Below are 15,083 nucleotides of genomic sequence, written 5' to 3' on the forward strand. Positions count from 1 at the left end.
GGCCACCATCCTCCGGATGGAGCGCACGTCGATGCGCGGATCAACAGAAGTTGCGTCTACGACTTCCTGCTGGAGTTCAAGGTGCCGGGCCGCCCCACCTACAGGCGGCAGCACCGCAGCCGGGCGCATGATTGGAAGGCCTTCATCCTGGAGCCTGTCGAGCAGCAGCGGCCCCACAGCATCCAAGCCCTCCTCGCGGGAGCCACTGGCTTCTCCGAGGCCAGGACCGCGGACGCCCGAGCGCTGGGTTCATCCACCGAGGAAACGACGTGAGCATCCCATGGGTTGGGGGACTTCGCTTCCCCGGTGCGCACGACGCCTCACCTGACAGGTCCTTTCCTGTCGTCCACCGCGGTGGACGCTTAAAAAGACGCTTTCCCGTAGCGGCGGCACTCGCACCGAGGTGATTCGTGGACGAAGGGCTCCTGCAGTTCCTCCGGATTGAATACGTGGTGATCGGCGGCATCGCCGGGGTGATGCTCCTCGCGTATTTCGGCGTCATCCACTACCTCGTCCAGGCCGAAGCGAAGAGAGCCCACCTCCGGCACACGGGCCTCGTTGCGGAGGCCACCATCATCACCGTGACGCACACGGCGCTGAGTTACGAAGGGAGCTCCTTCTATCTGCTCGAGCTGGACGTGAAGATTCCATTCAATGGCCCGTACCCGGTGCGGCTCATGAGCCGGACGCATGATTGGAACACCGGCGCCGTGAAGCGCGGCCTGCAGCTCGAAGTGCGCGTCGATCCGGACAACCCCCAGCGAATCGCCGTCGTGGGGCCCCTCAAATCGTGGAACGGGTGAGCCTCCGCGCCGCCGCGGCCTCGCGCTATACGATGGACGCGGCGGCCCGCTGCACCTGGGGCACGCCGGGCAGCGTGGGCGCCGGGTTGAGCGCCTGGACCAGCAGCGAGCGCAGCGCGTCCGCCAGGTCATCCGCCGCGCCCAGGGCCCCCGCGGGAGCCCCCTGCAACGCGGCGGGGACCTCCGCGCCCACCACCACCACCGGCATCCGGACCTCCCAGGCCAGGTAGTGCGCGAGCCGCACCGAGGGCTCGGCCACGTCCATCAGCAGCGCGCCCATGGCGCCCGCCGTGAAGGGACGCCACAGCGGACGCGCCGCCTCCGCGGGGGGCAGCACGCAGAAGTCCAGGCGCAGCACCTCGCTGAGCACCAGGCGCCCCAGCGTGCCGAAACCACTCTTCACGGCGGAGGGCTCGGCGGACAGCGCCTCCATGCCGGGCATGCGGGCGAGGATGCGCCGGGCGGCGCTCGCGCCACTGCCGCACACGAAGATCTTCGCGGTGGCCACCTTCGCGGGGGCCCGCGTGCGGAGAATCCGGCCTCGCAGCGCGTGCACCTCCGCCGCGCCCAGCAGCTCACCGGACGCGGCCTCCACGCCGTCCCCGTCCGCGGCCCTCGCCACGCCCCGCTGCATGAGCGTGGAGAGGACGTTGAGCACCTCCAAATCCGTGGCAGGCGCCAGGTCCAGCACCTCGCCCAGCGCGCGTGGCTGGCGGAGCAGGTCCACCACCTGCTGCGTCACCGGGTGCTGGTCTCCCTGCAGGTCCGCGTCCGGCGACAGCATCAGCCGCGTGTGGCGCGGCGGCAGGCCGGGCATCAGCCGGTTCACCTCGTCCGACTGGCGCATGCCCTCCAGCAGCGAGTCATCCATGCCGCGGTTGATGCGCGGACGCGCCGTGTTCCCGCCGGGAGAGAAGGTGAACGTCCCATCCACCCACGCCAGCAGGCGGAACAGGGCCTTCTCCCCTTCCACGCGCCCCAGCTTCGCATTCACCGGGCGGCCTTCGACGACGGAAATCTCACCCCGGTCGTTGCCGCGCTCCAGCGTCAGCCGGCCGCTGCGCCGGTTCATGCCCAGCAGCTGCATCAAGTCCGGGATGCTGAGCTGGCTGAGCGAGCCTTCGATTTCCTGCTGCTCGCTCTTGAGGTCCTTCGCCGCCTCGCTGCGCCGGAAGATGTGCTCGATGCGGCTGAGCACCTCGTCCAGGTTGAAGGGCTTGCGCAGGTAGCCGTCCCGCAGGCCGCGCAGCCGGTCCGACTCGAAGCTCGAGGTGGTGAGCACCACCGGGATGTCCTCGGTGCGCGGGTTGGTGCGCAGAATCTGGATGAAGGTGCGCGCGTCCAGCAGCCGGCAGCCCTCGTCGAACAGCGTGAGGTCCGGGTGGCGCAGCACGGCCACCTCCAGCGCCCGCGAGCCGTCCGGCGCGTAGTGCACCTGGTAGCCCTTGGTGCGCAGCGCGCGTGACAGCGAGCGCACGGACTCCAGGTCGGGGTCGGCGATGAGGATCTTCCGGACCAGGGCCACGGTGGCGCTCCGCTTCGTGTCAGTAGGGCTGCAGGTCGTATTCGGCCTGCAGCTTGGAGATGAGCCCGTCCACCACCGCGGTGTCCGAGGTGTGGAACCCCCACGTCGCGCCGTGGCCCCGCCGCTGGATGAGCGCGTAGGCCGCGTTCTCGGAGAGCCAGAGGATGAACTCGTGCCGCGCGATGCGGTCGTCGCCTTCCAGGAACACGGGCGTCAGCGCGGGGTGTGACTCCAGGTCGACGCGGCGGCCCAGCAGGTAGATGCGCGACGACAGGTCGGGCGGCGCGGACTCCAGCCCGGCGGCGATGTTCAGGTCCGTGCGAATCTCCGGCCCGCCCACGTACAGCAGGCCCCGCGAGCCCGGGTCTCGCATCATCTCCCGGGCAATCTCCGCCTGGAGCTCGTCGAAGAGGACGTCGGACACCTTGCCTCGGCGGCTCGGCTCGGAGCGCTCGTCCACCGGCAGCCGGGGGCTGTTCGGCGTGCCCAGCAGCAGGTCCACCTCGTCCCAGAAGGGCAGCCCGTCCAGCATCAGCCGGCGATGCAACGACGCGCGCCGCTCGTCCATGCGGCGGCGGCAGCGGTGCACCAGCTCGTCGAAGTCCTCCCCGTCCTTGGGGAAGGTGCTGGCCCCGCCCACCAGCGCCAGCGGGAGGCGCTGGTCCACCTCCATGGCCTCGGGCTCCTCGCGCACGGCGGCCACCGCGCGGCGCACGAACATCAGCGCCCCGAAGAAGTCCGTCTCCGGCAGCAGGAGGTAGAACTCCTGGTCGCTCGCCTTCGCGATGACGTCCGAGTCGCGGATGATTTTGCTGAGCGCCTTGATGATGCCGCGCACTGCCTTCTTCGCGTCCGCCGCGCCCTGGCGCACGCGCACCAGCGGCAGGTTGTCGATGGAGAAGGTCAGCAGGGAGAACGTCCGCCCGTAGCGCCGGGCCTTGTAGATTTCCTTGGACGCGTAGTCGGTGAAGTAGCTGAGGTTGTACGCCGCCGTCTCGCGGTCCCTCAGGCCCAGGCGCTGGAGCGCGAGCATCTTCCGGCCGTTCTTCAGGCCCACCGCCGCGAAGTCACCCAGCACGCGGGCATCGCGCGTGTGCTCGGGCCGGAAGTCCCCCGACAGCGGGTCGGAGAGCTGCGCCAGTCCGACGACTTCCCCCGACGCCACCAGGGGCACGTACATCACCGCCGAGCGCTCATCGCGGGCCATCCACGGCTGGGCCTCCCGCAGCCGCCCGGACAGCGGCCCCTCCGGGCTCATCTTCTCCGCGAGGAACTGCCTGTCCAACAGCCCGCGGTAGGCGCGCAGCACCAGGTCTCCCCGGTCGTCCACCACCCACAGCGCGGCGCTCTGCGCGTCGCAGATGGCCGCCAGCTCCGAGGTGAGCCGCTCCTGGAGCCACTCCAAGTCGGGATGGGACAGCAGCTCCAGGCAGCGCTGGTGCAGGTTGTGGAAGCGGGCGAACTCCAGGTTCTCGTCGCGAAGCTGCGTCCGCTCGCGGCGCAGGGATGCGCGCTCCAGGGCCCGGTCCACGGCCAGCAACATGTCATTGGCGTCCACCGGCTTGGTGAGGCAGTCCGCCGCGCCCGAGCGCAGCGCCACCTCCGAGCCGCGGATGTCGGTGCGCTGGCTGACGAGGATGACCTCCTGGTCGGGGTCCCGCTCGCGCAGGCGCGCGGTGAGGGCGAAGCCGTCCACGCCCGGCATCACCACATCGGTGATGACCAGGTCGAACGAGGTGCGGGCCGCCTCTTCGAGCGCGAGCGTTGCGTTCTCCACGGCCACCACGCGATGCCCGCTATGCGTGAGCAAGTCGCTGGCGAGCTGACGGAAGAACAGGTCGTCGTCGACGACGAGGATGGGTCCGGCCACGGCGCGTTCTGACCTGGGGGCGAGAGGAACGCGGGAGGTTACCGGCCCGAGGGAACCGCGACAACGCCCTCGAAGACGAAGGCCACCGGTCCACGGAGGCGGATGTCGGACAGGTCGGCGGGGACGCGGATGCGCAGGTCCCCCCCTGGGAGGGTGACGCGCAGCCAGGCCTCGGCCGGGAGCCGGTTGGCCAGCACGGCGGCCACGGCGGACGCGCAGGCGCCCGTCCCACAGGCCTGGGTGAGGCCGCAGCCTCGCTCCCAGACCACCACGGTGAGGCCGTCCGAGTCCACACGGACGAACTCCACGTTGGTGCGGTCCGGGAAGGACGGGTGTTGCTCCAGCAGGGGCCCCAGGCGCGAGGCGTTCTCCAGCGGCTGGTCCAGGAGGACCATGTGGGGATTGCCCATGCTCACCGCGTAGGCGCGCAGGGGCGGATGGCCCGGCACCAAGGCATCCAGGAAGGGCTGGCCGGTGACGCCTGACGGCAGGTTGGGGGCGACCAGCCGGGCGGGGCCCATGGAGATGTCCACGGCCACCACGCCGCCTTCCCCATACGCGGGGTAGCAGGTGAGCACGCCGGCCCCGGTCTCCACGTCGAGGTGGCCCGGCGTCTGGCCCGAGTCATCCACCAGGAACTTCACCGCGCAGCGCAGGCCGTTGCCGCACATCTCCGCGATGCTGCCGTCCGCGTTGTGCACGACCATCCGGGCGACGCCACGCTCGGAGGGCAGCAGCGCCAGCACGCCGTCCCCGCCGATGCCCAGGCGCCGGTCGCACATCCACCGCGACGTGGCGGCGTCGATGTCCTCGCCGGAGCCGCGCCGGTCCAGCACGACGAAGTCATTGCCCAGGCCCTGATACTTGAAGATGCGCTCGCGAGCTTCCACGGGCGCAATCCTAGTCGCGAGCGGCTATTCGCGCTCGTCCGGCTTCAGGGGAGATTTCTGGGGCGGCAGGTCCAGCGCGGGCACCGCGCCTCGGGGACGCCGCGCCGGGGCCTTGGCGCCCTGCTCCGTCCCGGCGAGCTCGTTCCTGGCTGGTTCGGGCGCGTCCAGTGGGGCGAGGCTGTCCGCGCGAGCCGCCAGCCGCTGCGCGGAAGCCAGCTCGGCCTCGCGGTCCGCGAGCTTCTGCTGGAGGTCTTCCACCAGGGATTGGAGGAGCTCCAGCTCCGCGGCCAGCTCCAGCACGTCCTCGGGCTGGGAGGACACCTTGAGGGACTCCACGGTGGACAGGAGCTCGGTGCGCTCCGCCTCCAGCGCGTCCACGCGGGCCTTCTGGGACTGGAGCTGGGCTTCGAGGCCCCGGCGCTGTTCATCGAGCTGGGAGCGCTCCGTCTGGAGCAACGCGAGCTGTCCCGCGGCGCTGCCGTCGTGCTGCTGGAGCTGCTGCCTGGCCACTTCGAGCGCCTGGGCCAGGCGGGTGCGCTCGGCGCGCTCGGCGTCGAGGATTCGGACGGCGTCGGTGGACGCGGCTTCCAGGGCGGTGACGCGGCCCTCGAGGCGGACCCGGGCGGCGCGGGCGACGGACAGGTCGGACTGGAGGCGCTCGCGGTCGGAGTCCGCGCGGGCGAGGCGCTCCTGGGCGGCCTGAAGCGTGGCCGCCCGCGCCGTGGCGGCGGTCAGGTCGGCGCGGAGTACTTCGAGCTGGGACGTGAGCTCGGCGACGTGGGATTCCAACGTGGCCCTGTCGGCCTGGGCGCGGTCCGCGGTGTCGGAGACCTGGGCCGCGCGGTCGCTGGCCTCCGCCAGTTGTGCGTTGAACCTCGCGGTGGCCTCGGCGAGCCGCGATTCCAGGTCCGCTTGCTGTGCTTCGAATCGGGCATCGAGGTCGGCCAGCCGGGTCTCAGACTCGACGCGCTGTGCCTCGGCGTGGGTCACGGTTTCCGCGAGCCGGGCCTCAAGTTCGCCACGCTGCGCTGCTGCGTGGGCCGTGACTTCCGCCAACTGAGCTTCCAGGGCCGTGCGTTCGGCCTCGGTGCGAGCAGCAGCCTCCGCGAGCTGCTGCCCCTTCTCCGCGCGGAGCGTGTTGGCCCGTTCGTCAGCGTCGGCGAGTCGAGCTTCAAGCGTTGCACGCTGAGCGTCGGACCGCGCAACGGCGTCCGCGAGCTTCCCCTCAAGTTCGGCGCGCTGGGCCTCCAGCGCAATCGCCCTCGCCTGCTCCGAGGCGGCGGCCTCTGTCGCGCGGGCCAGCTCGTTCCGCAGCGTCTCCAGCGCGGCACGCTCGGCTTCGAGCGAGTTCTCCATCGCGGTGGCCTTGCCCGCGAAGCGCCGCGCCGTCTCGAGCTGCACCATGAGCAACTCGGCGTTCTCCCGCTGCGCCGCGAGCCGGTCCTGTGCATCCACCAACTCGGCATCGAGCCGAGCGATGTGCATGCCCCGCTCGTGCAGGGCCGCCATTGCGTGCTGGAGCTGAGCCCCCAGGCGCATGGTCTCCTGCCTCGATGCGCCCAGGTGCGCCAGCTCCTGCTGAGCGGCGGCCAAGGCCGTCCGTTCGCGGTCTCGTTCCGCCGCCAGCGCTTCGATTTCGCCCTGTTGCCGCTCCGCCCGAGCAAGCGCGTCGTCCAGCGCACGCTCGACCGAAGAGAGCCGCTCCTGCGCGGCGGCTTCCTGCCGGGTCAGCGCCTCGCGAGCCTCGGTGGCGGCCTCACTGGCACGGCCCGCCTCCGCCTCACGCTCCGCGACCTGTTCACGCAGTTGGGTGACCTGCGTCTCCAGCGCCTCGATGATTCCCGCACGTTCAACAAGCTGGGCATCCGCCGCGCTTCGGGCCGACTCCAGGTCCGCCAGGGACTGAGTCAACGCGACCGCACGCGCCGCGTCCGACTCCTGCGCCTCGCGAGCCTCCGAGAGCCGGGACTCCAACGCCGAGCGCTGTTCCTTCGCGGTGTCCTCCGCCCACGTCCGCTCCGACTCCAGCCGCGTCACGGTATCGCGCAGCTCCTGCTCGCGCGCCTCGGCCGCCAGGCGCTGCGCTTCGAGCGCGCGCTCCTGCTCGGCCATGACACGTTCGGCGGCGGCCAGTCGCTCCTGCCGGGAATGGTCGCGCTCGGACGTCTCGGTGCGCAGCGCTTGAAGCGCGGACTCCGCATCGGCTCGCGTGCGCTGCTCTGCTTCGAGCAACGCGCGGGCCTGCACCAACGCGGCTTCGGCCTCGGCACGGCCCTGCTGTTCGGACTCCAGTGCCGAGCGAGTCTGTCCGAGCGCGGCACCGGTATCAGCGCGCGTCTGCTGCTCGGCCTCGAGCGTCGCACGAGACTGCGACAAAGCAGACTCGGCCTGGGCGCGAGCCTGCTGCTCCGCCTCCAGCGCCTCACGGGCCTGGGCCAGGGCTGCCTCGATGGCCGCGCGAGCCTGCTGCTCCGCCGTGAGCGCGGACACAGCTTCGCTCCGGGCATGCTGCTCCACGGTGAGCGTTTCACGAGACCGCGCCAGGGCGGTCTCAAGCTCGATGAGCGTCTGCTGTTCCGCCGTCAGCGACTCACGCGACTGCGACAGGGCCGTCTCAAGCTCGGCACGGGCCTGCTGATCCGCCGTCAGCGCCGCGCGAGCCTGAGCCAAAATGGATTCAGTTTCCGCGCGAGCCTGCTGCTCCGCCGTGAACGCCTCGCGAGACTGAGCCAACATGGCCTCGATCTCCGAACGAGCCTGCTGCTCCGTCGCGAACGCCTCGCGAGACTGAGCCAACAGGGCCTCGGTCTCGGCGCGAGCCTGCTGCTCCGCCGTGAACGCCTCGCGAGACTGAGCCAACATGGCCTCGGTCTCGGCGCGAGCCTGCTGCTCCGCCGCGAACGCCTCGCGAGCCTGTGCCAGAACGGCCTCAGTCTCCGAACGAGCCTGCTGCTCCGCCGCCAGCACCTCACGGGCCTGGGCCAGGGCAGACGAAGTCTCCACCCGAACCTGCTGCTCCGCCGCGAACGCCTCGCGCGACTCCGCCAGCACGGCTTCCGTCTCAGCGCGCGTCTGCTGTTCCGCCGTCAGCGCCGCGCGCGCCTCGGCCAGGGAGGCTTCGGCATCGGCCAGCGACTGCTGTTCCGCCCCGAGCGTCGCCCGGAGCTGGGCCAGCGCGGCTTCCGCCCCCGAGCGGGCCTGCTGCTCCACCCCAAGCAGGCCCTGCATGCGAGCCAGCTCGGCCTCGCCCTCGCCGCGCCCCTGGCGTTCGACGTCCAGGTCCGTGCGAGCCTGGGCGAGCGCCTCCTGCGCCCGGACACGCTCTTCCCGCTCCGCAGCCGCCTCGGCCTGAAGCCGGGTGACGACCTCGTCCGCGCCAAAGGCCCGCTCCCGCATCGCGGTGAGCTCCGCGGCCAGCCGCTCCCGCTCTTCACGTTCGGAAGCAAGCGCCGTCTGGCCCCGAGCCTCGTGCCGGGCCAGCGCATCCTGAGCCGAAACCAGCTCCGCCTCGGCCCGTGCGCGCAGCGCCAGCGCCTCATCCAGGCGAGCCTGAACCCCTACAAGAGAATCCTCCGCCTGAGCCCGCCGCTCCGCCTCCGCGGTGAGCGCCGCCTCCAGCCGGACGCGCTCCTGCCCCTCCACTTGAAGCTGCGCCTGCGCATCCCCGAGCGCCGCCTCCCACCGCGCGCGCCGCTCCTCCTCGGAAGCCAGCGCGGCTCGCACCTGGGTCAGCGTCTGGCGAGCCTCCTCCAGCCCAGCACGAGTCTCAACGAGCGTCGCCTCGGCCTCGCCGCGCCGCGCCTGCTCGGCCTCGAGCTGCGCGCGCAGCGCCTCCAACGCCCGCGCCCGCCCCTCCTGCTCCGAGTCCAGCGAGCTCCGGACCTCCGCCAGGGAGGTCTCCAGGTCCGCGCGCCGAGCAACCTCCGCGTCCAGCGCCTCACGGGTCCGCGAGAGCGTGGCCTCGGCCTCCGTCAGCCGCTGCGCCGCGCCCTCCAGCTTCCCACGCGCCAGCCGCAGCGCCTCTTCCACCGCGGCCCGGGCCTCACGCTCCGAGTCCAGCTCCCCGCGAGCGCGCCCGAGCTGCGCCTCCGACACCTGCCATTCCTGGTGCGCGGACTCCAGCTCCTCGCGAGCGGCCTGAAGCGCGGCCTCCAGCTCCGCCGCGCGCTCCGAGGACTGCCGCCCCGTCCGAGCGTGCGAGGAAGCTTCGGCCTCCAGCTCCACCACGCGCCGGACCAGGGCCGCGCGCTCCTCCGCCAGCTCCTGCCGCCGGGCCTCGACCTCGCCCTTCGCGGAGACCTCATCGAGGACCTGCCGCTCCAGCGCCGTCGCCCGAGCCCGCGCGTCCTCCAGCTCGCGCTCCGTCTCCAGCGCCTGCCCCAGACGCTCCTCGGTCCGAGCGCGCTCCGCCTCCAGCGCCTCCAGCCGCTGCGAGGCCTGATGAAGCGACTCCTCCCACTTCTGCGCCGTGGCGCGCGCGGAGGCCTCCGCGTGCGTCAGGGCCTCCACCTCCTGGCCCAGGCGGGACTGCGACTCGCGAGCGGCGGCCAGCTCCGTCTCCAGGCCCCGGACCTCCGCCTGAAGCGACTCCAGCCGCGACTCCGCGTCCTTCCGAGCCCCCTCCGCCGAGGCCGTCCGCTGCCGGGCGTCCACCAGCTCCCGAGCCGTGCGCGCCAGCTCCGCGTCCTTCACGGAGACGGCGGCGCCCGCGTCCCGGGACGTCTCCGCCGCCCGCGCCGCCTCGGCCTTCAGGTGCTCCACGGCCGCCAGGGCCGCCGAGTACTGCTCCGCGATGCGCAGCTCCCGCTCGCGCGCGGCCTCCGCGGCCCGCCGGCGGTCCTCGGACTGCTCCACGGCGCGCTCGGCCGACAGCCGGTCCCGCTCACGCTCGATGCGCAGCGTGGACTGCTCCTCCTGGAGGTCCCGCACCTGCGTGTACGCCTGCGTCAGCCGCTCGCGAGCCTCCTCCAGTGAGGCCGCCGTCTCCTCCCGGCGAGCGCGCTCCAGCCGCAGCGACTCCTGGGCCGCCAGCACCTGCACGCCCGCGTCCGCCTGGGAGCGCTGCGCGGCCTCCACCTCCAGCCGCTGCGCCGCCAGCCGTCGGTCCGCGTCGGCCTGCCGCTCCTGCGCCACCTGGAGCTCCAGCTCGCGGCGGCGCAGCTTGCCGGACAAATCATCCCGCTCGCGCTGCGCCTCCTGGCTGCCCCGCGCCTGCTCCAACTGCGCGGTGAGCCGGGCCACCTCATCCCGGGCCGTCTCCAAGGAGGGACGCAGCGACGCCGCCTCCGCCTCCCGGTCCGTCAGCTCCGCGCGGAGCTTCGTCAGCGCCTCCTTCAACCGGCCGCTGCGCTCCTCCCAGGACTTCGCGCGCGCCACCACCTCATCCAGCTTGCCGCGCGTGAAGGCCAGCGGCTCGGGAGGCAGCTGCACCCACGTCGGGTCCACCACGCGCGCCGGGTCCTGCCCCGCCACCACCAGGAAGTAGGCGGCCTCGCTGTGATTCACCAGGGTGCCGTCCACCTGGAGCCCTTCACCGCGCTCGAAGGCGAGCTGGTAGCCCAGCACCGGGGACTGGGTGGCCACCTCCACCTGGGCGAAGTGAACCGACAGGGCGTCCAGGAGCTGACCATAGGTGGGCGGCACGCCCTCCTCGGCCTCCAGCAACTGGGGCAGCGCGAGCCCCGCGACGTTGCGCAAGCCGCCCACGAGGAAGCCCTGCTTCGTCACCAGCCGCGCCAGCTCCGCCAGCAGCTCCGGCGCCTTCACGTAGGGCGCCAGGTCGGCGACGAGCACCACATCGAAGCTGCCCGACTCGAAGTCGTCGTAGACGTTGGCCCGGTAGCGCAAGGCGGGACCGCCGTGCGCCTTTTGCGCGGCCTCGACGGCCGCTACATCCTTGTCGCACGACACGACCGCGCGCGCGCCTCGCTCCACGAGGAAGCGCGCGCTCTCGCCCCCGGTGGAGGCCACCGCATCGACTTCCAAAACCCGTCGACGGGCGAAGAGGCTCTCCGCGAAAATGTAGCGGGGCAGCAGCTCGCTGGGCCCCAAGCGGCGGAATGTGTGGTGCATCGGTGTGTTCGGGAGTGGGAGTATACCCCCGGGCAAGCGTGCCCCAAGTTAAGCGCCGGGGCCGGAGCTGGGCCTCGCGCTCGCACGTCAGGAGGGCAGGCGACATGAACGAAACGGCACAACAGGGATTCGGCTATCGGGCGCGGCGGACCTTCACGCGGCTGATCATCTTCACTCTCATCCTGGGCCTGGGCGGCGTGGTCGTCTTCCTGCTGTCCCAGCTCAACGCGCGCACCTTCACGCTGGCCCTCCATGACGGGCAGCTGGTGGTGATGAAGGGCCGCAACGCCCCCATGGGCGCCGTGCCCTATCGGACCGGGGACCCGCGGCTGGCGGATGCCTACGCGCCCGTCTCCATCGAAGGCCAGGACGTCTCGGCGCTCCTGACGCGCAAGTTCACCGACCGGGACGAGCTGGACCAAGCCCTGTTCCCCGTCCTGGAGGGCCTGGCCCGGCCGCGCATCGCGTCGGACGAGCCGGCCCGGGTCGACCAGGGCCTCTACTACCTCCGCCGCGCGGAGAAGCTCTCCGGCATCACCGAGGAGCAGCGCCTGACGCTCCAGAAGCACATGGTGGACGTGGCCTACTACCAGGCCCGGCAGAAGCTGGAGGACGCCCGCCGGCTGGTCAGCGAGGCCCTCACCCAGCTCAAGCTGGCCGCGGAGAGCCAGAGCCGCCACGCGCGCAGCGCCAACCAGATGATGGCCGCCGTGGCCCCGCCGGCCCGGGAGCTGGAGGACTCGCTGCGGCGCGCCGTGCACACCCTCAGCGGCCCCCAGGCGGCCCCCCAGACGCCGCCCCAGGCCGCGCCGCAGCCCGCCCCCACCGCGGCGCCGCCCCCGGCCCCCGCGGCGCAGCCAGAGGCCACCGGGGAGGCCCTGGACGAGGCCCCCCAGGCCCCCACCGGGACGGATGCGGGTGGTGTGGTTCCAACCCCTCCGTAGGGCCCTTTCTGACCGTCCACGGTGGATTCCAGGAGGCCCACACTCCACGTTCCTGGGAGGGGTCACGCACTGTTCACCGAACGACTGCGAGATCGGCTCGGAGATCGATCATAGATTGCACGGGCCATGCCGGGCCAGGCACTAGATCTCGCGTTGACAGGTCCGATACCCCCCCATAGCTTGTGGCTGGTCGATGGCGCCCCACCAGCCGATGTGGCTGGGAGCGGGGAAGAGGAGGGATTGTGGGTTTCTTGCTTACAACATCGGTCTGGCCGATAAATCCCCCCAGACACGCCGTCGATTCCAGCCGCTAGTCCCGTCCCGCCGGAACGGGATTCACCTGAACAATTTTCCAGTAACGTGGTGGGGAATCCCGCTTCCCTGGCCAGGCCTCGTGTCTGTCCGAAGCGCCCTGCTTTTGTCTGGAGTGAGCCGCTCGTGAACTTCGATACGCCCGTGAAGCCTTCCGCCAACATGTCTGTCCCGCCCGTCTCCTCCGGTCCGTCCACGCCGGCGACGACGACAGCGCCGACGGGCGCCGCTGCCTCGGGCGCGGTTGCTTCCGAGCCCACGGCGGGCGACTTCAGCGCGACCTCCATGCGGGTGCGCAAGCGCAACGGCGGCACGGAGACGGTGGACCTCAACAAGATTGTCCGCGCCGTGGGCCGCTCGTGCGTGGGCCTGCCCCGCGTGGACGCGATGCGCGTGGCCACCAAGACCATCTCCGGCCTGTATGACGGCGCGACGACGCGCGAGCTGGACAGCCTCTCCATCCAGACGGCCGCCGCCCTCATCGTGGAGGAGCCCGAGTACGGCCGCCTCTCCGCGCGCCTGCTGGCCACCTTCATCCAGAAGGAGGTCAGCAACCAGGACATCCACTCCTTCAGCCAGTCCGTCGCGGCGGGCCACAAGCACGGCCTCATCGCGGACCGGCTGCTCCAGTTCGTCCAGGCCAACGCGCGCAAGCTCAACGCGGCCATCGACCCGTCGCGCAACGACCTCTTCGAGTACTTCGGCCTGCGCACCGTCTACGACAGGTACCTGCTGAAGAACCCGCAGACGCGCGAGGTGCTGGAGACGCCGCAGGAGTTCTTCCTCCGCGTGGCCAGCGCGCTCAGCGGCGACAACGTGAATGAGGCCATCGAGCTGTACCGGCTGTTCAGCTCGCTGGAGTACCTGCCCAGCTCCCCCACCCTGTTCAACTCGGGGACGCGCCACGAGCAGTTGTCGAGCTGCTTCCTGCTGGACTCGCCCGCGGACGAGCTGGACGCCATCTACAAGAAGTACTCGGACATCGCGATGCTGTCGAAGTTCTCCGGCGGCATCGGCGTGGCGTACCACCGGGTGCGCGCGCGCGGCTCGCTCATCAAGTCCACCAACGGGCACTCCAACGGCATCGTCCCCTGGCTGAAGACGCTGGACGCCTCCGTGGCGGCGGTGAACCAGGGTGGCAAGCGCAAGGGCGCGTGCTGCGTGTACCTGGAGACGTGGCACGCGGACATCGAGGACTTCCTGGAGCTGCGTGAGAACACCGGCGACGACGCGCGCCGCACGCACAACCTGAACCTGGCCAACTGGGTGCCGGACCTCTTCATGAAGCGCGTGGAGGCGGACGGCGACTGGAGCCTGTTCGACCCCAAGCGCGTCCCCCACCTCACGGACCTGTACGGCGACGCCTTCGAGCAGGCCTACGCGAAGGCCGAAGCCGACGGCCTGGCCATGCGCAAGGTGAAGGCGCGTGACCTCTACGCCCGGATGATGAAGTGCCTGGCGCAGACGGGGAACGGTTGGATGACCTTCAAGGACATCAGCAACCGCAAGAGCAACCAGACGGGCAAGGCCGGCAACGTCATCCACCTGTCCAACCTGTGCACCGAAATCCTGGAGGTGACGAGCCAGGGTGAGACGGCGGTGTGCAACCTGGGCTCGCTGAACCTGAGCCGGATGCTGGTGGACGGGAAGTTCGACTTCGACCGGCTGCGCGTCAACGCCCAGCTCGCGATGCGGCAGCTCGACCGCGTCATCGACCTGAACTACTACCCCATCACCGCGGCGGCGGCGTCCAACAAGCGCTGGCGCCCGGTGGGCCTGGGCCTGATGGGCCTGCAGGACGTCTTCTTCCAGCTCAAGCTGGCCTTCGACTCGGCGGAGGCGCGCGCGCTGTCGAAGAAGATTTCGGAGGAGATCTACTTCGCGGCGCTGACCACGTCGTGCGAGCTGGCCGAGCAGTACGGCGCGCACGAGTCCTTCCCGGAGACGCGGGCGGCCAAGGGCGAGCTCCAGTTCGACCACTGGGGCGTGGTGCCCGAGGACACGGCGCGCTGGGACGCGCTGCGCCAGCGCATCATGAAGCACGGCCTGCGCAACTCGCTGATGATTGCGATTGCGCCCACGGCGACGATTGCGTCCATCGTCGGCTGCTACGAGTGCATCGAGCCGCAGGTGTCGAACCTGTTCAAGCGCGAGACGCTGTCGGGTGACTTCCTCCAGGTGAACCGCTACCTGGTGCGGGACCTCCAGGCGCTGGGGCTGTGGAACGAGAACATCCGCAACCGCATCAAGATGGCGGAAGGCAGCGTGCAGGACATCACCGAGCTGCCGGAGAACCTCCGCACGGTGTACCGCACGGCGTGGGAGCTGCCGATGCGCGCGCTGCTGGACATGGGCGCGGACCGCGGGGCGTTCATCGACCAGAGCCAGTCGCTCAACCTCTTCGTCGAGACGCCGAACATCGGGAAGCTGTCCTCGATGTACTTCTACGCGTGGCAGAAGGGCCTGAAGACCACGTACTACCTGCGCTCACGCCCGGCGACGCGGATCGCCAAGGCCACGGTGGGCACGGGGGGTGGCGCCAGCATGGCGTCGGCGACCCCTGCTCCGGTGGCGAAGGCGACCGAGGCCGAGGCGGTGGCCTGCTCGCTGGAGAACCCCGAGGCGTGCGAGGCCTGCCAGTAGGCCTGGGGACGCTGACGGTTTGGC

The 15,083-nt window shown here is 71.1% G+C and carries 7 protein-coding genes; 3 read left to right on the forward strand and 4 right to left on the reverse strand.

Annotation, left to right across the window (positions count from 1 at the left end; genetic code table 11):
- Window positions 1–410 precede the first annotated feature (410 nt).
- The gene (locus KGD87_RS14900) at window positions 411–803 is read left to right on the forward strand and encodes a DUF3592 domain-containing protein (protein WP_284668084.1); all 393 of its coding nucleotides are present in this window, start codon (window positions 411–413) and stop codon (window positions 801–803) included.
- 25 nt (window positions 804–828) lie between these two features.
- On the opposite strand, the gene KGD87_RS14905 is transcribed toward KGD87_RS14900, so the two are convergent.
- Genes KGD87_RS14905 through KGD87_RS14920 form a run of 4 tightly spaced genes read right to left on the reverse strand, consistent with a single transcriptional unit; the run spans window position 829 to window position 11,160 of the window.
- Window positions 829–2,328 carry a DUF4388 domain-containing protein gene (locus tag KGD87_RS14905; protein ID WP_284668086.1) on the reverse strand — a complete coding sequence of 500 codons (1,500 nt, stop codon included), beginning with the start codon at window positions 2,326–2,328 and terminating at the stop codon, window positions 829–831.
- Between the two features lie 19 nt (window positions 2,329–2,347).
- Window positions 2,348–4,198 carry a GGDEF domain-containing response regulator gene (locus KGD87_RS14910; RefSeq protein ID WP_284668087.1) on the reverse strand — a complete coding sequence of 617 codons (1,851 nt, stop codon included), beginning with the start codon at window positions 4,196–4,198 and terminating at the stop codon, window positions 2,348–2,350.
- A gap of 38 nt (window positions 4,199–4,236) precedes the next feature.
- Window positions 4,237–5,088, reverse strand: a complete 852-nt coding sequence (dapF, locus tag KGD87_RS14915; RefSeq protein WP_284668088.1) for a diaminopimelate epimerase — start codon at window positions 5,086–5,088, stop codon at window positions 4,237–4,239.
- Window positions 5,089–5,112: 24 nt separating this feature from the next.
- The gene (locus tag KGD87_RS14920) at window positions 5,113–11,160 is read right to left on the reverse strand and encodes a methyltransferase domain-containing protein (RefSeq protein WP_284668089.1); all 6,048 of its coding nucleotides are present in this window, start codon (window positions 11,158–11,160) and stop codon (window positions 5,113–5,115) included.
- 104 nt (window positions 11,161–11,264) lie between these two features.
- Here KGD87_RS14920 and KGD87_RS14925 point away from each other — a divergent pair, with 104 nt between their 5' ends.
- Both KGD87_RS14925 and KGD87_RS14930 read left to right on the forward strand, forming a co-directional pair.
- Window positions 11,265–12,104, forward strand: coding sequence for an IF-2 protein (locus tag KGD87_RS14925; protein ID WP_284668090.1), 840 nt, complete (start codon window positions 11,265–11,267; stop codon window positions 12,102–12,104).
- A gap of 438 nt (window positions 12,105–12,542) precedes the next feature.
- Window positions 12,543–15,059, forward strand: coding sequence for a ribonucleoside-diphosphate reductase subunit alpha (locus tag KGD87_RS14930; RefSeq protein ID WP_284668091.1), 2,517 nt, complete (start codon window positions 12,543–12,545; stop codon window positions 15,057–15,059).
- Window positions 15,060–15,083: the final 24 nt, after the last annotated feature.

Source organism: Myxococcus sp. SDU36, assembly GCF_030168875.1.
Taxonomy (GTDB): Bacteria; Myxococcota; Myxococcia; order Myxococcales; family Myxococcaceae; genus Myxococcus; species Myxococcus vastator.